16 protein-coding genes and 2 tRNA genes are annotated in these 19,480 nt (G+C 73.9%); 16 read left to right on the forward strand and 2 right to left on the reverse strand.

What is annotated here, in order from left to right; genetic code table 11:
• Positions 1 to 401: 401 nt before the first annotated feature.
• A tRNA-Gln gene (locus VGL20_01880) sits at positions 402 to 473 on the reverse strand.
• A gap of 59 nt (positions 474 to 532) precedes the next feature.
• Positions 533 to 1,312 carry an enoyl-CoA hydratase/isomerase family protein gene (locus VGL20_01885; GenBank protein ID HEY2702416.1) on the reverse strand — a complete coding sequence of 260 codons (780 nt, stop codon included), beginning with the start codon at positions 1,310 to 1,312 and terminating at the stop codon, positions 533 to 535.
• A gap of 68 nt (positions 1,313 to 1,380) precedes the next feature.
• On the opposite strand from VGL20_01885, the gene glmU reads away from it, so the two are divergent.
• The 16 genes from glmU (at position 1,381) to VGL20_01965 (ending at position 19,432) form a co-directional block, all read left to right on the forward strand.
• Positions 1,381 to 2,760, forward strand: a complete 1,380-nt coding sequence (gene glmU / locus VGL20_01890; protein HEY2702417.1) for a bifunctional UDP-N-acetylglucosamine diphosphorylase/glucosamine-1-phosphate N-acetyltransferase GlmU — start codon at positions 1,381 to 1,383, stop codon at positions 2,758 to 2,760.
• Positions 2,757 to 3,719 (forward strand): ribose-phosphate pyrophosphokinase, encoded by a 963-nt coding sequence (locus VGL20_01895; GenBank protein ID HEY2702418.1) that lies wholly within the window; start codon positions 2,757 to 2,759, stop codon positions 3,717 to 3,719. Before glmU ends, VGL20_01895 begins: the two co-directional genes overlap by 4 nt.
• 37 nt (positions 3,720 to 3,756) lie before the next feature.
• Complete coding sequence (locus tag VGL20_01900; GenBank protein ID HEY2702419.1) at positions 3,757 to 5,061, forward strand: hemolysin family protein; 1,305 nt, start codon at positions 3,757 to 3,759, stop codon at positions 5,059 to 5,061.
• A gap of 16 nt (positions 5,062 to 5,077) precedes the next feature.
• The gene (gene recO, locus VGL20_01905) at positions 5,078 to 5,827 is read left to right on the forward strand and encodes a DNA repair protein RecO (GenBank protein ID HEY2702420.1); all 750 of its coding nucleotides are present in this window, start codon (positions 5,078 to 5,080) and stop codon (positions 5,825 to 5,827) included.
• Positions 5,828 to 5,858: 31 nt separating this feature from the next.
• Positions 5,859 to 7,253 (forward strand): glycine--tRNA ligase, encoded by a 1,395-nt coding sequence (locus tag VGL20_01910; GenBank protein ID HEY2702421.1) that lies wholly within the window; start codon positions 5,859 to 5,861, stop codon positions 7,251 to 7,253.
• A 61-nt stretch (positions 7,254 to 7,314) separates the two neighbouring features.
• Complete coding sequence (ppdK, locus tag VGL20_01915; GenBank protein HEY2702422.1) at positions 7,315 to 10,131, forward strand: pyruvate, phosphate dikinase; 2,817 nt, start codon at positions 7,315 to 7,317, stop codon at positions 10,129 to 10,131.
• Between the two features lie 29 nt (positions 10,132 to 10,160).
• The gene (locus VGL20_01920) at positions 10,161 to 10,427 is read left to right on the forward strand and encodes a hypothetical protein (protein HEY2702423.1); all 267 of its coding nucleotides are present in this window, start codon (positions 10,161 to 10,163) and stop codon (positions 10,425 to 10,427) included.
• 66 nt (positions 10,428 to 10,493) lie between these two features.
• Positions 10,494 to 12,335: a DNA primase gene (gene dnaG, locus VGL20_01925; protein ID HEY2702424.1), complete on the forward strand. Its 1,842-nt coding sequence runs from the start codon at positions 10,494 to 10,496 to the stop codon at positions 12,333 to 12,335.
• Positions 12,336 to 12,466: 131 nt separating this feature from the next.
• Positions 12,467 to 13,546, forward strand: a complete 1,080-nt coding sequence (rpoD, locus tag VGL20_01930; GenBank protein ID HEY2702425.1) for an RNA polymerase sigma factor RpoD — start codon at positions 12,467 to 12,469, stop codon at positions 13,544 to 13,546.
• Between the two features lie 102 nt (positions 13,547 to 13,648).
• Positions 13,649 to 13,723 (forward strand) — tRNA-Asn (locus tag VGL20_01935).
• A gap of 205 nt (positions 13,724 to 13,928) precedes the next feature.
• Positions 13,929 to 14,924 carry a DUF4234 domain-containing protein gene (locus VGL20_01940; GenBank protein ID HEY2702426.1) on the forward strand — a complete coding sequence of 332 codons (996 nt, stop codon included), beginning with the start codon at positions 13,929 to 13,931 and terminating at the stop codon, positions 14,922 to 14,924.
• A 135-nt stretch (positions 14,925 to 15,059) separates the two neighbouring features.
• Positions 15,060 to 15,830, forward strand: a complete 771-nt coding sequence (locus VGL20_01945; GenBank protein HEY2702427.1) for a ParA family protein — start codon at positions 15,060 to 15,062, stop codon at positions 15,828 to 15,830.
• The gene (locus VGL20_01950) at positions 15,823 to 17,355 is read left to right on the forward strand and encodes a ParB N-terminal domain-containing protein (GenBank protein HEY2702428.1); all 1,533 of its coding nucleotides are present in this window, start codon (positions 15,823 to 15,825) and stop codon (positions 17,353 to 17,355) included. The genes VGL20_01945 and VGL20_01950 overlap by 8 nt, the downstream gene beginning before the upstream one ends.
• A 53-nt stretch (positions 17,356 to 17,408) precedes the next feature.
• On the forward strand, positions 17,409 to 17,798 hold the full coding sequence (locus VGL20_01955) for a hypothetical protein (protein ID HEY2702429.1): 390 nt from the start codon (positions 17,409 to 17,411) through the stop codon (positions 17,796 to 17,798).
• Complete coding sequence (locus VGL20_01960) at positions 17,795 to 18,703, forward strand: alpha/beta hydrolase (protein ID HEY2702430.1); 909 nt, start codon at positions 17,795 to 17,797, stop codon at positions 18,701 to 18,703. The genes VGL20_01955 and VGL20_01960 overlap by 4 nt, the downstream gene beginning before the upstream one ends.
• Positions 18,704 to 18,715: 12 nt before the next feature.
• Positions 18,716 to 19,432 (forward strand): JAB domain-containing protein, encoded by a 717-nt coding sequence (locus VGL20_01965; protein HEY2702431.1) that lies wholly within the window; start codon positions 18,716 to 18,718, stop codon positions 19,430 to 19,432.
• The last annotated feature ends 48 nt before the right edge of the window (positions 19,433 to 19,480 follow it).

Below are 19,480 nucleotides of genomic sequence, written 5' to 3' on the forward strand. Positions count from 1 at the left end.
GCCCCCCGACCCCGCCGCGGCGCTGCTCGATCACCTCGGGGTCGAGCGTGCCGGGCTGCGGGCCACCACCGGCGCCTGAGCCGGTCACGACGGGGCGGGTCCTGGAGGACCCACCACGTCCGCGCGCCGACCGCTCAGCTCACCGTGAGTCAGCTCCTCAGGCCCGCGGAGTGGCCCGGCCGCCGCACTGCGGGCAGAACTGGACGCCCTCTTGCTCAGGAAGTGGGTAGTGGCACTGAGCGCAGCTCGGTGTGCTCTCGACGCCGCAGAACGGGCAGTACCGCCAACCGAGGCGCAGAGGCCGTCCGCACGCGCAGGTCCCCGTCGTTGGCGGAGGGCGCGTCGGGTCCCAGGCATCGCGCTGGGCGGCGAAGGATGCGCCCCACACCCGGAAGTCCCCGCTGGGGAGCTGGGATTCGAACCCAGGAATGCCGGATCCAAAGTCCGGTGCCTTACCACTTGGCGACTCCCCATCGGGCGAGCGCATGCTACGTCGCGGGGCCCGGTGGTGCGATCGGCGCGTCTGTGCGGGCTACTCCGCGAAGCGGGGCGCGCGGCGCTCGCGGAATGCGGCCCAGCCCTCGCCGGCGTCGGTGCTCTCCTGGGAGGCGGCCTGGGCGAGGCCCTCCACCTCCAGCATCGTCGCGATGTCGGCGTCGAGGGCGAGCCGCAGGGCGCGCTTGGTGGCGCGGACGGCGCGGGGGGCGTTGGCGGCGATGGTGGCGGCCAGGGCGGCCGCGGTCGCGGCCAGGTCGGCGGCGTCGACGAGGCGGTTGACCAGTCCGAGCTCGAGGGCGCGGGTGCCGTCCACCAGCTCGCCGGTGAGCATCATCTCGGCGGCACGGGCGGGGCCGAGCAGCCGGGTGAGCATGTAGGTGGCGCCGCCGCCGGGGTGGATGCCGAGGCGCACGAAGGTCGCGCCGAACCGCGCCGCCGGGGAGGCCACCCGGAGGTCGCAGACGAGGGCGAGGTTGAGGCCGGCCCCGATCGCCGGGCCGTTGACCGCCGCGATCGTCGGCACCGCGAGGTCGCGGACGTCGAGGAAGGTGCGGTAGTAGGCGCCGAGGGCCTCACGGCGGGGGAGCACGCCGCCGACGTCCTGGCTGCGGAACTCGCCCAGGTCGGCCCCCGAGCAGAACGCCTTCCCCGCCCCGGTGAGCACCACGCAGCGGGCCCCGGCGTCGGCGGCCACCCCCGCGACCGCCTCACGGAGCTGCTGGGCGAGCTCCTCGTCGAGGGCGTTGCGGCGCTCGGGACTGTCCAGGGTGATGGTCACCACCCCGGCGTCGCTGCGCTCCACCTGCACCGGCATCGCCCCGCAGGGTAGCGTGAAGGGACCCGCGTCGGGCCGGGCGCGGACGGGCCGCTATACTCGCGGCCGTGGCTGACGCACCCCAGGCGGTCGTGCTTGCCGCCGGGCGGGGGACGCGGATGCGCAGCCGGACGCCCAAGGCGCTCCACCCCCTGGCCGGGCGGCCGCTCCTCCTCCACGTGGTGGCCGCCGCCACCGAGGCGGCCGCGAGCCCCCCGCTGGTGGTGGTGAGCCCCGGCCAGCCCGAGGTCGCGGCCGCGCTGAGCGGCCTGGCCGCCACCACCGAGCAGGCGGAGCCCCGCGGCACCGGCGACGCTCTGCGCTCGGTGCCGGAGGCCCTCCGCTCGACCGGGCCGGTGCTGGTGCTGAGCGGCGACACCCCGCTGCTGCGCGCCGAGACCCTCGCCGCGCTGCTGCGGCGGCAGGCCGAGACCGGGGCGGCGTGCGTCGTCCTCGGCGTGGTCCCCGCCGACCCCCGGGGGCTGGGCCGCCTGGTCCGGGCCCCCGACGGGCGCGTCGCCCGCATCGTCGAGGAGCGCGACCTCGTCCCCGGCGAGCCCGTCCCCCCCGACTGCAACGCCGGCGCCTACGCCTTCGACGGGGCCCGGCTGTGGCCGGCGCTCGACCACCTGGGCAGCGACAACGCCCAGGGCGAGCGCTACCTCACCGATGTGGTGGAGCTGCTCGGCGGTGGCGAGGCGGTGATCGCCCCCGACCCCGAGGAGGCGCTCGGGGTGAACGACCGCTCCCAGCTCGCCACCGCCGAGGCGGTGCTCAGACGCCGGACGCTCGAGGCGCTTATGCTCGGAGGGGTGACGGTCGAAGACCCGGTGACGACCTATGTCGACCCGGAGGTGCGGGTGGGCCGTGACTCGGTCCTGCTCCCGATGACGGTGCTCCGCGGGGCCACCACGCTGGGTGAGGGATGCGTGGTGGGGCCGATGGCACAGCTGCGCGACGTCCGCGCCGGCGACCGGGTGCGCATCGGCGCCTCGACGCTGGAGGAGTGCGACCTCGGCGACGACGTGGTCGTCGGCCAGTACGACCGGCTCCGGCCCGGCACCACCCTGGACGCCGGGGTGTACGTCGGCACCCACGCCGAGGTGAAGAACAGCCGGGTGGGCGCGGGCACCCACATCAGCCACTTCTCCTGCGTGCTCGACAGCGACGTCGGCAGCCACGTCAACGTCGGCGCCGGCACGGTCACCTGCAACTACGACGGCGAGGGCAAGCACCGCACCGTGATCGGTGACGGCGCCTTCATCGGCACCGATGCCAGCCTGGTCGCGCCGGTGCGGGTGGGGAGCGGCGCCTACGTGGCCGCCGGCTCGGTGATCACCCGCGACGTCCCCGACGGCGCGCTGGCGGTCGAGCGCTCCCGCCAGGTGGTGGTCGAGGGCTGGGCCGAGGGCCGCCGCGGTCGCGGCACCCGGGCGGGCGCACGGTGAGCAGCCCCCATGGCGACCTCCGGCTGCTCTCCGGAACCGCCAACCCGGAGCTGGGGGCGCGCATCGCCTCGGAGATCAACATCCCCCTCACCGAGATGGAGGTGAAGCGCTTCAGCGACGGGGAGATCGACGTCAAGATCGGCGACTCGGTGCGCGGCCAGGACGTCTTCGTGATCCAGCCCACCTGCCGCCCGGTCAACGAGAACCTGATCGAGCTCTTCATCATCCTCGACGCGCTCCGCCGCGCCTCGGCGGCACGGGTCAACGCCGTGGTGCCCTACTACGGCTACGCCCGCAAGGAGAAGAAGACCCAGGCCCGCGACCCGATCAGCGCCAAGCTGATGGCCAACATCATCCAGGCCACCGGGGCGCACCGGGTGGTCACCGTCGACCTCCACGCCGAGGCCATCCAGGGGTTCTTCGACATCCCCGTGGACGCCCTCACCGCCTCCAAGATCCTCGCCCGGCACGTCCGCGAGCGGCACCACGACGGCAGCCTGGTGGTGGTCTCCCCCGACGTCGGCGGCACCGCCCGGGCGCGGGCGCTGGCGCGGCTCCTCGACGTGCCCATCGCCATCGTCGACAAGCGCCGCCCCAGCGACGACGACGTCGAGGTGCTCAACGTCATCGGTGACGTCGAGGGCAAGAGCTGCGTTCTCGTCGACGACCTCATCAGCACCGGCGGGACGCTGATCGGGGCGGCCCGGGCGCTGCGGGCGAAGGGCGCCACCGGCGTCGACGTGGTGGTCACCCACGGCGTGCTCAGCGGGGGCGCACTGGAGCGCCTCAACCAGGCGCCGATCGACGAGATCGCGATCACCGACACGGTGCCGCTGCGGGAGGGCGAGAACGACCTCGGGGTGGGCTGCAAGCTGCGGGTGCTCAGCGTGGCGCCGCTCATCGCCGAGGCGATCGTGCGGGTGCACGAGGGCCGCAGCGTGAGCGAGCTCTTCCGATGAGCCCCGTCCCGTCAGGTCGGAGCGCTCGGGCGAGCGCATGAGCGTGCTGGTCGCCGCGCTCATCGCCTCGCTGTTCCTCGCCGCCTTCGCGGCCACCGCGGAGACGGCGCTGACCAGCGTCAGCCGGCTGCGGATGCGCAGCCTCGCCGAGAGCGGCGATCCGGCCGCGCGCCGCGTCGTCCGCCTCCACGAGCAGCCCAACGCCTACCTCTCGACCATCCTCATGGTCAACACCCTGGCGGTGATCGTGGCCTCCACGGTGACCACGCTGCTGGTCGCCGACCGCTGGGGCAACGGCGCCGAGGCGCCGGCCACCGCGGTGCTCTCCGTGGTGGTGCTGGTGGCCTGCGAGATCCTCCCCAAGTCGGTGGCGCTGCGCTTCAACGAGCGCGCGGCTCGGCTGGTGTCGGGGCCGGTGACGGTGCTCACCCGGGTGCTGCGGCCGGTCGTCTTCCTGCTCACCTTCCTGAGCAGCCGGATCGTGCGGCTGGTCGCCAACGGTGACATCCCCGGGCCGTTCGTCACCGAGGAGGAGCTGAAGATGCTGCTCGCGGTGAGCGAGCGCGAGGGGGTGGTGGAGGAGGAGGAGCGGGAGATGATCAGCGGCGTCCTCGAGCTCACCGACAAGGTGGCGCGTGAGGTGATGGTGCCGCGCGTCGACGTGATCGCGGTCGAGGTGCGCAGCACCGTCGACGACGTGACCGCGCTGATCAACAGGACCGGTCACTCGCGCATCCCCCTCTACGAGGACAGCATCGACAACGTGGTCGGCCTCGTCTACGCCAAGGACCTGCTCCGGGTCTGCGCCACCGACGACAAACCGTCGCTGCGCGAGCTCGCCCGCGAGCCCTACTTCACCCCCGAGCTGAAGCGGGCCGGCGAGCTGCTGATCGAGATGCGCAAGAAGAAGGTCCACATGGCGATCGTGGTCGACGAGTACGGCGGCACCGCCGGGATCGTCACCATCGAGGACCTGATCGAGGAGATCGTCGGCGACATCCGCGACGAGTACGACGCCGCCGAGCCCGAGGAGATCCAGTTCGTCTCCGACCGCGAGGTGCTGGTGAACGCGCGCGTCTCCCTCGACGACATCAAGGCGCTGCTCCACCTCCCCATCGAGGACGTCGAGGCGGACACCATCGGCGGGCTGGTCTACGAGCGGCTGGGGTCGATCCCCAAGGCGGGGGCGACGGTGCAGATCGGCGACGTCACCATCCGGGTCGAGTCGGTGCGCCGGCAGGCGATCCGCACGCTGCGGATCAGCAGCCCGCGCCCGCTCCGGGTGGACGTCGAGGAGGCGGGTCAGGAGCGCAACGGCGCCGGGGCCGTGGGCGAGCGTTAGGGGTTAGGAGTACTCGGTGCCGAGCTACGTCGACGAGGGCGTCGTGCTCCGCCGCGTCGACTACGGGGAGGCCGACCGGGTCCTGACCGTGCTCACCCGCCACCACGGCAAGGTGGGGGTGCTCGCCCGGGGGGTGCGGAGGTCGGGCAGCCGGCTGGCCGCCCACACCGACCTCTTCACCCGCAGCACCCTGCAGCTGGCCCGCGGCCGGGGCGAGCTCGACGTGCTGACCGAGGCACGCCGCCTCGGCTCGATCACTCCCCTCGGCGACGCCCGCCGCTCCGCCTGCGCCGCGCTCTGCGCCGAGCTCGCCGACCACGCCCTCGAGCCCGGGCACCCCCTCGACGAGGGGCTCTACGACCTCGTCGTCGAGGCGCTCGCGGACTGCGCCGACCCCGCCCGCGACCCCCGGGCGACGGTGGTGTGGTTCGCACAGCGGATGATCGACCGGCTCGGCTACGCGCCGGAGCTCCACGCCTGCGCCGGGTGCGGCAGCCGGCTCGAGGAGCGCCCCGCCCGCTTCAGCGCCGCCGCCGGCGGCCTGCTCTGCCCGGTCTGCTCCCCCCGCGACAGCGACGGCGTCGACTGTCCGGTCGCCGCCATCAAGGTGCTGCGGGTCGCCGCCGCCGGCGACGCCGAGCTCTACGACCGGCTGCGGCTCGGCCCCGAGGTGCTCACCGTGCTCGAGGCGGTGGTGGAGCGAGAGCTGGCCCGCCACATCGACCGCCGGCTGCGCAGCCTCGACGTCCTCCGCAGCCTGCTCTAGGCCGACGCCGCCCCGCTACACTCCCGCGGACATGTCCGACCCCACCCCGCCGCGGTCCGACCTCATCGAGAAGCTGGTCTCGCTCGCCAAGCAGCGTGGCTTCGTCTATCCCTCCAGCGAGATCTACGGCGGCATCAACGCCCTCTACGACTTCGGGCCGCTGGGCACCCGGCTGCGGCGCAACATCCGCAACCGCTGGTGGCGGAGCATGGTCGACCTCCGCGACGACATCGAGCCGATCGAGACCTCGATCATCATGAACCCGCAGGTGTGGGTGGCCAGCGGGCACGTCGGCGGCTTCACCGACCCGCTGGTCGACTGCATGGGGAGGTGCAGGCGCCGCTGGCGCGAGGACCACCTCGCCGCCGAGCGCACCGAGCGCGGCAAGGACCCCGAGGTGCGCGCCTGCCCCGAGTGCGAGGGGCCGCTCGGCGAGCCGCGCCAGTTCAACCTCATGTTCAAGACCTTCCTCGGGCCGGTCGAGGAGGCGGCGGCGACCGTCTACCTCCGTCCCGAGACCGCCCAGGGCATGTTCGTCAACTTCCAGAACGTGGTGAACTCGACCCGGCGCCGGCTGCCCTTCGGCATCGCCCAGAACGGCAGGTCGTTCCGCAACGAGATCTCCCCGGGCAACTACATCTTCCGGCTGCGCGAGTTCGAGCAGATGGAGATGGAGTACTTCTGCGAGCCGGAGGCCTCCGACGAGCTCTTCGACTACTGGTGCGCCGAGCGCCACCGCTGGTACATCGAGGACCTCGGGGTGCGCACCGCCAACCTCCGCCTGCGTCCCCACGCGGCCGACGAGCTGGCCCACTACGGCAAGGCGGCGAAGGACGTCGAGTACCTCTTCCCCTTCGGCTGGAGCGAGCTCGAGGGCATCGCGAACCGCACCGACTTCGACCTCAGCGCCCACCAGAAGCACTCCGGCCGCGACCTCCAGTTCTACGACCAGGCCGCCAACCGCCGCTTCACCCCCTATGTCATCGAGCCCGCCGCCGGCGTCGATCGCATCTTCATCACCCTGCTCTGCGACGGCTACGACGAGGAGGAGGTGCGCGGCGAGACCCGGGTGGTCCTCCGCCTCCATCCCGACGTCGCGCCGTTCCAGGTGGCGGTCCTGCCGCTCTCCAAGAAGCCCGAGCTGAGCGAGCTGGCCCGGAGCGTCGAGCGCGACCTGCGCTCCCGGTTCGCGACCGACTACGACGAGACCCAGGCGATCGGCCGCCGCTACCGCCGCCAGGACGAGATCGGCACGCCGCTGGCGGTGACCATCGACTTCGACAGCCTCGAGGACCGCGCCGCCACCATCCGCGAGCGCGACGGGATGACCCAGGTGCGGGTGCCCCTCGAGGGGCTTGCCGCCGCCCTCGGCGAGCAGCTCGACGCCTGCCGATCGCGCGCCCTGGACCGCGCCCAGGGTTCCTGACCCGCACCGCGGTGCTACGCTCCCGGCGCCTGTCCGGGAGCGCACGGAGACGAGGAGAACGATGGCCGTCAAGACCACGCCCAGCACCACGACCACGCGGAGAAAGGCCCCCGCGAAGACCGCGAAGTCCTCGGCCGCGGCGACGGGCGCAGGCGGAGGTCGGGGCCGGGCGACGGCGACGCGCAAGGCGACCACGACCACCGCCGCGGCGAAGCGGCGGACCCGGGCCCCGAAGTGGGTGTACCGCTTCGAGGAGGGCAACGCCTCGATGCGCGAGCTGCTCGGCGGCAAGGGCGCCGGCGTCGCCGAGATGACCAACGCGGGGCTGCCCGTGCCCCCCGGCTTCACGATCACGACCGAGGCCTGCAACGCCTACTACGCCTCGGGTGAGCGCTTTCCCGACGGCATGTGGGACCAGGTGCTCGCCACCCTGCGCACCCTCGAGCGGGCCACCGGCAAGGGCTTCGGCGACGCCCGCAACCCGCTGCTCGTCAGCGTGCGCAGCGGCGCCAAGTTCTCGATGCCCGGGATGATGGACACGGTCCTCAACCTCGGCCTCAACAGCGCGACCCTGGAGGGGCTGGCGGAGCTCACCGGCAACCGCCGGTTCGCCCTCGACTCGCAGCGCCGCTTCATCCAGCTCTTCAGCAAGATCGTGCTCGGCGTCGACGGCCAGCTCTTCGAGCACGCGCTCGACGAGGCCAAGGAGCGCCACGGCGCCCGCACCGACGCCGAGCTCTCGCCGGAGGCGCTGGAGGGCCTGATCGAGCGCTACCGCGAGATCGTGCGCGACAACGCCAGCGGCGAGTTCCCCGAGGACCCGATCGAGCAGCTGCGCGCCGCCATCGGCGCGGTGTTCTCCTCCTGGAACAACAAGCGGGCGGTCGACTACCGCAACTACAACAGGATCCCGCACGACCTCGGCACCGCGGTCAGCGTGCAGACGATGGTGTTCGGCAACATGGGTGACGACTGCGCCACCGGGGTGGCGTTCACCCGCGACCCGAACACCGGCGAGCGCATGCTCTTCGGCGAGTACCTGGTCAACGCCCAGGGCGAGGACGTCGTCGCCGGCATCCGCACCCCGCAGCCGATCTCGGTCATGCGTGACGAGATGCCCAGGGTGTACCAGCAGTTCGACCGGATCGCGAAACGGTTGGAGAAGCACTACCGCGACGTCCAGGACCTGGAGTTCACGGTCGAGCGCGGGCACCTGTACATGCTGCAGACGCGCAGCGCCAAGCGCACCGCCGCGGCGGCGGTGAGGATCGCCGTCGACATGGCGCGCGAGCGGGTGATCACCCGGCAGGAGGCGGTGCGACGGGTCGAGCCGTCGCAGGTCGACCAGCTGCTCCACCGGCGCATCGACCCCGCCGCCAGCGTCGAGATCATCGCCACCGGCCTGGCAGCCTCGCCGGGCGCCGCCTACGGCAAGGCCGTCTTCGACGCCGGCCGCGCCGAGGAGATGGCGAAGCAGGGCGAGAAGGTCATCCTGGTGCGCATCGAGACCAATCCCGACGACGTCCACGGGATGATCGCCGCCGAGGGCATCCTCACCGCCCGCGGCGGTCGCACCTCGCACGCCGCGGTGGTCGCCCGGGGCATGGGCAAGCCCTGTGTCGCCGGCTGCGAGACGGTGCGGGTCGACCTCGACCGGCGGCAGTTCAGCGCCAACGGGCACGTGCTCCACGAGGGCGAGGAGTTCACCATCGACGGCAGCACCGGCAACGTCATCGCCGGCACCGTGCCGATGATCGACCCGGAGATCAGCGGCGAGCTCGAGGAGCTGCTGCGCTGGGCCGACCAGATCCGCCGCCTGCAGGTGTGGGCCAACGGCGACTACCCGCGCGACGCCCAGCTCGCCCGCGAGTTCGGCGCCCAGGGCATCGGCCTCTGTCGCACCGAGCACATGTTCATGGAGCAGGACCGCCTTCCGATCGTTCAGCGGATGATCCTCGCCCCCGACGTGCCCTCGCGGAGGCGCGAGCTCGACCTGCTGCTGCCGGTGCAGCGCGAGGACTTCTACGGCATCCTCAAGGAGATGCAGGGGCTGCCGGTGGTGATCCGGCTGATCGACCCGCCGCTGCACGAGTTCCTGCCCTCGTTCGAGGAGCTGCTCGTCGACGTGACCCGCGCGCAGGCGCTCGGCGAGCCCGAGGAGAGCTACGCCGAGAAGCGCCGGCTGCTCGACGCGGTCCGGTCCCTGCGCGAGCAGAACCCGATGCTCGGCCTGCGCGGCTGCCGCCTGGGGCTGCTCTTCCCCGAGATCGTCGAGATGCAGGTGCGCGCCATCCTCGAGGCGGCCGCCCAGCTGCGACGCGAGGGCGTCGACGCGCGGCCCGAGATCATGGTGCCTCTGGTCGGCCACGTCAACGAGCTGAGGCGCACCCGCGAGATCATCGAGCGCACCGCCCAGGAGGTGCTGCGCGAGGCCGGGGTGAAGGTCCGCTACAAGGTCGGGACCATGATCGAGGTGCCCCGCGCCGCGCTCACCGCGGGGGAGATCGCGGAGGAGGCGGAGTTCTTCTCGTTCGGCACCAACGATCTCACCCAGACCACCTTCGGCTACTCGCGCGACGACGCCGAGGGCAAGTTCCTGTTCCGCTACGTCGAGGAGAAGATCCTCCCGGCCAACCCCTTCGAGAGCCTCGACGCCAAGGGGGTGGGACGGCTGATGCAGGCGGCCGTGCTGGAGGGACGGCAGGCCCGGCCCGACCTGGAGATCGGCATCTGCGGCGAGCACGGCGGTGACCCCTCCTCGATCGCGCTCTGCGAGGAGCTGGGGCTCGACTACGTGTCCTGCTCGCCCTACCGGGTTCCGGTGGCGCGGCTGGCCGCGGCCCAGGCCCGGCTGGCCGCCGCCGTCCGGGATCGGTAGCCCACCGCTGGGGTATCCTGCGGGCCCTGATGGCTGAGCACGTCCGCATCCGCAAGACCGGCACGCGCGACGGGCGGCCGGTGATGCTCGACGACGGCCACATCGTCGAGGGTGACGAGCTCGGTCCGCCGACCCCGGGGATGCCCTACCTGGTCCGCCGCACCGTCCTCGAGGAGGACAGCGCCCCCGAGGTGTTCAACACCTCGCCGGTGCGCGCGGTGATCACCGATCGCACCGGCGTCATCGTCCTGCTGACCGACAACTCGCGCTACAGCCTGGAGATCCTGGGGCGATAGTGGGACGCGCCGTCGGTGCCCGGCGCGCGCTTGACCCGAACAGCCGTTCGGGGCAAGATTCTCCCGATGGCTGACGCCGCCGCCGAGGTGAAGGCGCGCCTCGACATCGTCGAGGTGATCGGCGGCTACGTGCGGCTGCAGCGGAGCGGGCGCGACCTCAAGGGCCTCTGCCCCTTCCATTCCGAGCGCACCCCCTCGTTCAGCGTCTCCCAGGAGAAGCAGGCCTGGTACTGCTTCGGCTGCCAGGAGGGCGGCGACCTGCTCACCTTCGTGGAGAAGATCGAGCACGTCGACTTCCTCGGGGCGCTGGAGATGCTCGCCGAGCGCGCCGGGGTCGAGCTGGAGCGCACCCTCCCCGGTGACCGCCAGCGCGGCCAGGCCCGCCGCCGCCGCGCCCGGGTGCTCGAGCTCAACACCAGGGCGCAGGCCTACTACGAGCACATCCTCTGGTCGACCCCGACCGGCGCGGCGGGGCGCGCCCTGCTGGTCGAACGCGGGGTCAGCGAGAGCACCGCCCGCGACTACGGGGTCGGCTTCGCCCCGGCGGGCGGCGGCTCCGGCGACGCCCTGCTCCGCTACCTCGGCGCCCGCGGCCTGGGCGACCCCGCCGAGGCCGCCGACGCCGGCCTCGCCCACGCCTCCGACCGAGGCGGCCCGGCCCGCGACCGCTTCCGCAACCGGCTGGTCTTCCCCATCCGCGACGAGCGCGGCGACGTGCTCGGCTTCGGCGGTCGCGCCCTCGGCGACGCCGTGCCCAAGTACCTCAACTCGCCGGCAACCTCGGCCTACGACAAGTCGCTGGCGCTCTTCGGCATCGACCGGGCGCGCACCGTCATCGAGGCGGCGGGGTGCGCGGTGGTGGTCGAGGGCTACTTCGACGTGGTTGCCGCCGCCGACGCCGGGGTGGGCCACGTCGTGGCCAGCAGCGGCACCGCGCTGACCGTCGGCCAGGTGCGGCTGCTGGCCCGCTGGACCCGCTGCCTGGTGCTCTGCTTCGATGGCGACGACGCCGGCGTGAACGCCTCGTCGCGGGCGGTCGACGTCATCGCCGCCGAGGGGCTCGACGCCCGCATCTGCGTGCTGCCCCCGGGCTTCAAGGACCCCGACGAGCTGGTCCGCCGCGACCCCGCCGCCTTCGCCGCCTGCGTCGCCGGCGCCCAACCGGAGTGGCGGGTGCTCCTCGATCGCGCCATCGGCGACGCCGAGTCCGGCTCGGTCGAGGCCCGCCGTGCCGGCGCCGAGCGCGCCGTGGCCCTGCTGGCCCGCATCCCCGAGGCCACCGTCCGCGATCTCTACGTCCAGCAGGCGGCGAGCCGCCTCGAGCTCGCCGCCGCGGCGGTGAGCGCCGACGTCGAGCGGGTCCGCGGCGAGGGGAGGAGGACGCCGCTGCGCGTGGTCGTCACCACCCCCAGGCCCGCTCCCGAGCTGCCCGCCGGCCCCGATCCGGTCGCCGGCCCGCCGCCCTCGGCGTGGGAGGAGTTCCTCGGCAGCGTGGTGGTGCAGCGTCCCGGCCTCGCGCTGAAGCTGCTGGAGGCGCACCGGCTGCGTCCCGACGAGCTGTCCCATCCCTCGGTGCGCCGGCTGCTCGAGCTGGCGCTCGCCCTGCCCCCCGACGCGGCGCTCTCGCTGCACGAGCTGGCCGGCCCCGAGCAGCGGCTCGCGGCGCGGCTGCTGCTCCGGCCGGTGCCCGAGCTCCGCGACGGCGCCGGCACCGAGCAGCTCGCCCAGGCGCTCGCCGACTGCGTGCGCCGGGTGCGCGAGGCGACGCTGCGCAGCGCGCTGGCGACGCTCAAGCGGGAGCTGCAGATGGCCCGCGCCGACGGCAGGACCGAGCTGGCGCAGCGGCTGGCGGCACGGCTCCACGAGCTCGCGAGCGAGGGATATCGCGCTCGCGAGGCGGTTCCGTGACAGTGGCCGCGGGCGGGCGCGTTAACTAGAGTATGTCGAGCGGCGCGCGGCCGGGCGTTGCAGCGCCCAGGACGGGACGGGGAGCAGAGATGGTGGCGAAGGCCAGGGTGCAGGGTGAGGGGGGCGCAGCCGTGAGCGGCACGGATGCGCTGGTCTCGGCGGCGGAGACGCTCATCGTCCGGGGGAAGGAGCAGGGCTACCTGACCCCCGACGACATCCTGCAGGCCTTCCCTGAGGTCGAGGCCGAGCCCGACCACCTCGAGCGCATCTTCAACGTCTTCCGCGAGATGGGCATCGAGGTCTCCGACGGCGACCGCGACTTCGAGGCCGTCGACGACATCGACGACGAGATGATCGCCACCGCCGAGGCCATCGACTCGGTGTCGCTCGACGATCCGGTGCGCATGTACCTCAAGGAGATCGGGCGGGTGGCGCTGCTTCGCGCCGAGCAGGAGGTGGAGTACGCCAAGCTCATCGAGCAGGGTGACGACGAGGCGAAGAACAAGCTCACCGAGGCGAATCTCCGCCTGGTGGTGAGCATCGCCAAGAAGTACATCGGCCGCGGCATGTCCTTCCTCGACCTCATCCAGGAAGGCAACATGGGCCTGATCCGCGCCGTCGAGAAGTTCGACTACCACAAGGGCTACAAGTTCTCGACGTACGCCACCTGGTGGATCCGCCAGGCGATCACCCGCGCGATCGCCGACCAGGCCCGCACCATCCGCATCCCGGTGCACATGGTCGAGACCATCAACAAGCTGGTCCGCGTGTCGCGCCGCCTCCTCCAGGAGCTGGGCCGGGAGCCCGCCGACGAGGAGGTCGCCGAGGAGATGGGGATCACCCCGGAGAAGGTGCGCGAGATCATCAAGGTCTCCCAGGATCCGGTGTCGCTCGAGACCCCCATCGGCGAGGAGGAGGATTCGCACCTCGGCGACTTCGTCGAGGACAAGGAGGCCACCGCCCCCTCCGACGCCGCCTCGCTGACGATGCTGCGCACCGAGGTGGAGGACATCCTCGACACCCTCACCCCCCGCGAGCGGCGGGTGCTGCAGCTGCGCTTCGGGCTGATCGACGGCCACCAGCGCACCCTGGAGGAGGTGGGCAAGCGCTTCGGGGTGACCCGTGAGCGCATCCGCCAGATCGAGGCCAAGGCGCTGCGCAAGCTCCGTCACCCCTCGCGGAGCAAGAAGCTCAAGGACTACCTCGAGTAACTCGAACCGCAAGTCATCCTGCCACGGCGGCGTTCACACATGGTGACGGTCGCCGAAGGGAGCAGAGCGCTCGGGGCGGCCCTGATATCATCCGGCCCGCGTTCCGGGTTAGCTCAGCGGTAGAGCAGGCGGCTGTTAACCGCAAGGTCACTGGTTCGAATCCAGTACCCGGAGCCACGCGTCCGGCGGACGGTTCCGCGGGGTTGGCGGGGCGAGGCACACCAGGCCGTGGCCCGGACTGGTAGCGTACAGGTGTTCCCCTCAGTCACCCGGTGAGGTTCCGCCCATGTGGGAGAGCAACGTCGACAGCCCGGCGGGCGATGAGCCCGGCGGGCGCGCGCCGGATCGCGCCCCGGCCGGAGCGCCCAGCGGCGTCCCGGCCATGCCGCACGCCGATGTCCTCGGCACGGCGCAGCAGCCGGCCGTCGCTTGGGAGGGCCCGGTCCTGCGCGGGGTGTCGACCCCGAACGTGTTCCGTGCCCTGGCCAGCGCGGCGGGCACCCCGTCGAACGGCGCGTCCAACGGCGCCCGGACGCACCAGCCCGAGCCCGAGGCCGAGGCCGAGCCCCTCGACGAGTACGGCGAGGACGGCGACCTGGTCGACGACGACGGCCAGCTCTGGTCCCCGGAGGCGGCGGCGGCGCGGATGCGGGCCCAGCAGCGCTGGCGGGAGATCAATCCCGGGCCGCTGCTGCCCTCGCTGACCCTCACCGACGAGGAGGCGGCGGCGCTGCTGCCTCCGGTCGAGCAGCCCCGTCCCGAGGCCCTGCCGGAGCCGGCCACCACCGCGGTGACGCGGCAGGTGGCACCGTGGCTTCCCGCTCCCGTGCCCGGCCAGACCATGCCGGCGACCGGCTTCGGCCCGCCCGGCAGGCGGCGCGCACCCGCGATGGTGGTGCTGCTCTCGGTGCTGACCCTGGGCTTCTACGCGCTCTGGTGGCACCACCGTGTGAACCGGGAGATGGCCGAGTTCGACCCGCGCATGTCCGTCGACGCCGGCCGTTCGACATGGGCGGTGGCGATCCCGCTGATCATCGGCTGGATGGTCGCGGCCGCCGCCGGGGCCCGCTACCTGCTCGCCCTCGGGGGCACCCCGACCGCGGATCTCCCGATCAGCGCGGAGCAGTCGCTCTTCCTCGCCTTCAGCCCGCTGGTGGTGCCCTACCTCGAGCTGCTGCTGCCCTTCTCGGCCGCGGCGGTGGTGATGACCCACGAGCGCGCCCGCATCGTCGAGGACCGCATCGACACTCCCACCGACCGCCAGCTGCGCCCGGTGACCGCACTCGGCTGGCTGGCCGTCCCGGTGGTCGGGGGCTTGGTGGGAATGGCGCGAATGCAGCAACATCTCAATGAGGTGTGGCGCACGGTCAGCTCCTGAGGCCGTCACCGCCCCGAGACGGGTCGGTTGGGCGCCTCAGCGTACACTTGCTCCCGCAGACGGTCGGAGTGCCTCGAACGGCGTCCGCGGCGCCTGCTGCACTGGCGGACAACGAGGCCCATCCCGAACACCGACGTGGCCATCACCATCGCATGCATCTCCGGCAAGGGTGGAGTCGGCAAGACGACCACCACCATCAACCTCGCCGCGGCACTGGCCGAGCGGGGGCGACGGGTGCTCGCCGTCGACTGTGACCCACAGTCGAACCTGACCTCAGGGCTGGGCTTCGACCCCTACCGCCTGCCCGTGACCATCGGCGACGTCTTCGCCGGCCGGGTGCGCTCGGCGCCGGACGCGTTCCTCTCCACCCACTGGGACAACCTCTGGCTGCTGCCCGCCAAGCCCGACCTGAGTGCGGTCGAGAACGACCTGAACTCCTCGCTGAACCGCGAGCTGCTGCTGCGCGACGCGCTCAGCCGCGACGGCATCCAGGCCTCGTTCGACTTCATCCTCTTCGACACCCCGCCCAATTTCGGATTCCACACGATCAACGTCCTGGCGGCGATCCGCTACGTGCTCATCCCGGTGCAGATGTCCGGGTACGCGATCAAGGGGCTGAAGGAGGTGCTGCGCACCGTGCACGCCGCCCGGCAGCGGCTCAACCCCGAGCTGCGGATCCTCGGTATCGTGGCCACCTTCGTGAACCTGCGCACCAACTTCAGCAGGGACATGCTCGAGGGGCTGCGCGAGATCCCCAACCTGACCGTGTTCGACACCATCATCAAGCTCACCGTGAAGCTCCAGGAGACCTCGCTCGCCGGAGTTCCGGTCACTTCGTACGCCGCCTCCTCGGAGGCGGCGCTCGCCTACCGCAGCCTTGCCGACGAGGTGCTCGCCCATGTCTGAGTGCTTCCGCGACCTGGTCGGTGCGTCGCTGGGCGACGACCCGGCGCTCAGCGGCGGCGGATCGCTGGAGCGCTGGCTCGCGCCCACCAGCGAGTCGCGCGTCGAGCAGGTCCCCATCGAGAACATCGACGCCCCGCACTGGCGGCCCGACACCGCCGACTCCGACCCCAACTACCGTGCCCTGAAGTCGAGCGTGCGCGCCAGCGGCATCCTGCAGCCGCTGCTGCTGCGCCCCATCGGCGGTGACCGCTACCAGCTGGTGAGCGGCGCCCGCCGCCTGCGCGCCGCGCGCGAGACCGGCCAGTCGGCGGTGCCGGTGATCATCCGCGAGCTCAGCGACGTCGAGGCGCTGCTCGGCGCCTGGGACGCGGTGATGCGCGCCGGCGTCTCCGAGGCGGAGCGCCAGACCCTGTTCGTGCGCCTCGGCGAGTCGGGAATGGCCGAGGCCGAGGTGCGCGCACTGCTCAGCGGCGTGCCCGCGCGCGACGACAGCGTCACCGCCGCCCCGGCGCCACCGCTCACGACGATGCGGCCGCCGGTGCCGGCCGCCCCCGCCCCGCCCGCATATACGCCGCCGCCGGTGCCCGTGGCGCCTGCGCCGCCGGCCTACACCCCGCCGCCGGTGCCGGCGGCGCCGGCTCCGCCCGCCTACAGCCCGCCCGCGGTGCCGCCGCCGCCGCCGCCGCCCGCGACCGCGCCCGGCCCCGCCTGGCCGGCGCCCGCGCCCATCCCGGTCCCGGCCCCGCCCGCGGCGGTGACCCCGCCCGCTCCGGCGGCGCCGGCGCTCCCGGCGATGCCCGACATCCCGGCGCCGGTGGGCCCGCGCCCCAAGGTGATCAGCATCAGCCTGCCGCCGGAGGCGCTGGCCGCGGCCGCCGGCCCCGCGCCCGCCCCGGTGGCGCCCGCCCCGTCGCCTCCGACGGCCCCCGCGCCCCCGGCTGCGGCGGCTCCCGCGCCCCCGGCCGCGGCGGCTCCCGCGCCCCCGGCCGCGCCCGCCGTCCCCGCCTGGACGCCGGCTCCTCCGGCGCCGGCCGCCCCGGTCCCCCCGCCCGCAGCCCGGGCGACCTTCAACCCGCCGGCGACGCCGTACCCGCCCGTCGAGGCGCCACCGGCGCCGGGCTGGAGCGTCCGCCCCGCGGCGCCGCCCGCCGAGCCCGCCGCAAGCGTCACCCCGCCCGCGCCCACCCCCGAGGCTCCGGCATGGGCGGCGCCGTCGCCACCCCCGGTCAGCTTCGTCCCCGCGGGAACGACGCCTGCCGCGGTGCCCGGCCCCGCCGCGGCCGGGACCGGCTCCGGTGCCGCCGGGCCTGCGGGGGGCGGACTCGTCGCCCGCCTGGCCCGCGACCCGCGCACCTACGCGACCGTGGGGGTGTTCTTCGCGGTCTGGGCAGTGGTCTTCATCATCGTCGCGGTCCTGATCGGGGCGAGCAACCAGCGCCTGCTGGTGGCCGCCGTGGTGGTGGCCGCCGTCGGCTTCGTCACCGCGATCGTCGGGCTCGCCCTGGGGCCGCGACGGGCGACCTGAGCACCCAGCGGAGGCGCCGCCGGCGCCGCACGGTCCGCTCCATCCTCGACGAGGTGATCGCCGAGAAGGAGTTCCTCTCGCCGGGACTGCCCCTGGCGCCCGGGGCCGAGCCTGCCGCCGACCCGCCGTCGCCGCCGCTGCTGGTGCGCCAGGGGGGCGGCCCCTTCTCCGCCGGTCGCAGCCAGCGCCGCCGCCGCAGCGCCTCCCCGCTGCCGCCGCCGCCGGTCGCCGCCGAGATGCCCTACGACACCGTGGGGCGGGTGGCCTTCCTCGCGCTGACCCCGGCGCCCGACGTGCGCCGTGAGCCGGTGGCGGACGCGCCCGCGGACCCCGCCGCCGCCGCGCCCTCGGCGGGCTCGCCGCTGGCGGGCTGGGCCGCGGTGGCGCTCGCCGCCGCGCTGGTGGTGGCGCTCTTCCTGCTGGGGATGGGGCTGACCCGGTGACCGTGCTCCGCCGCGGGGCGGTGGCGCTCGCGGCGGTGGCCGGCATCGCCTGGACGGCCGGCTGCGCCGCGCTCCACCGCCGGGCGATGGGAACGGTGCGCCGGCCCGACGTCGCCGCCCCCGCCGACCCGGGCGTCCCGGCCGAGCGGCTGGAGGTGCGCACCGCCGACGGCCTCCGCCTGCTCGCCTGGTATCTGCCCGGCACCCGCCCTGCCGTGGTGGTGGTGAGCGGCGGCAACCGCGGCTGGGCCGGCGACGTGCTCGGCATCGCCACCGCGCTGCGCGACGCCGGCTTCCACGTGGTGGTGCACGGCTGGCGCGGCACCCCGGGCTGCGATCCCGCGCCCCACACCCTCGGCGTCCACGAGCGCCGTGACCTCGAGGCGGTGCTCGAGGCCACCCGCCGACGTGTCGGCGGCATGCCCCTGGGGCTGCTCGGCTACTCGATGGGCGGGGCGGTGGCGATCAGCGTCGGCGGGTCCGACCCGGGGGTGGCCGCCGTCTGCACCGACTGCGCCTTCGACGACCCCCTGCGGGTGCTCGGCGACGGGGTGCGGCGGGTGCTTCGGGTCCCCGGACCGGTGCTCACCGCGCCGGTGCAGGTGCTGCTCGCGCTGCGCACCGGTGCCCGGATGACCGACCTGCGACCGCTCCGGCGGGTGGCCGAGATCGCCCCCCGGCCGCTGCTGCTGATCCACGGCGAGGACGACGCCTCGGTCCCGCCCGGGCACGGCCGCCGCCTCCACGCCGCCGCGGGCCCCGGCGCGTCCCTGTGGCTGCTGCCCGGGGTCGGCCACTGCGGCGGCTACGACGCCTGCCGCGAGGCATACGTCCGCCGTGTCACCGACTTCTACGAGGCGGCGCTCTCGTCTCCGCCTGGCGTTGACAGGACCACAAATCCGTAGTACCGTCATGACATGGCCGTCGACCACCGATCCGCCGCCCCCCAGGCGTCCCGCGGCCGCCGCGGCGAGCGCGCCCTGACCGCCGCCGGCGACCTCGCCGCCCGCTCCGAGGCGGAGCTCATCGCCCACGTGCTCGGCGGGCCCCGCCCGCCCGCCGAGGTGCGGCACTGGTCGATCGAGGTCTCCCGCCTGCCGGCGTGGCGGCGGCGCTCGCTCGGCGCCGCCGGCCTGGTCGCCGAGCACGGCATCGCCGCCGGTCCCGCGCTCCGGCTCGCCGCGCTGTGGGAGCTGGCCGACCGCTGGTACCCCGACGACCGGCCGGCGGTGGGCTCGCCTCGCGACGCCGCCCTGCTCCTCGACGACCTCCGCCACGCCCCCACCGAGCGCATCGCCGTGCTCCTGCTCGACTCCCGCCACCGCCCCATCGGCTCCGAGGTGGTGGCGCTCGGCACCATCAACGCCTCCCGGCTGCAGCCCCGCGACGTGCTCGCCCCGGCGCTGCTCCGCGGCGCCTCGGCGATCGTCGTCGGCCACAACCACCCCAGCGGCGACGCCTCGCCCAGCGCCGCCGACCGCCGCGTGACCGTCGCCCTCCGCGAGGCCGCCGTCATCCTCGGCGTCCCCCTCCTCGACCACCTCATCCTCACCCGCCACGGCCAGTACAGCTTCCGCGACGCCGAGGGCTGGGACCTGGAGGAGGACGGGGTGCTCCGTCCCGAGTCGCTCTGAGAGCGCGGTGCAGGCGAACTGCGGGTAGCTCTCCCGCAGCGGGGGGAC

It is taken from the genome of Candidatus Dormiibacterota bacterium (genome assembly GCA_036495095.1).
Classification (GTDB): Bacteria; Chloroflexota; Dormibacteria; order Aeolococcales; family Aeolococcaceae; genus CF-96.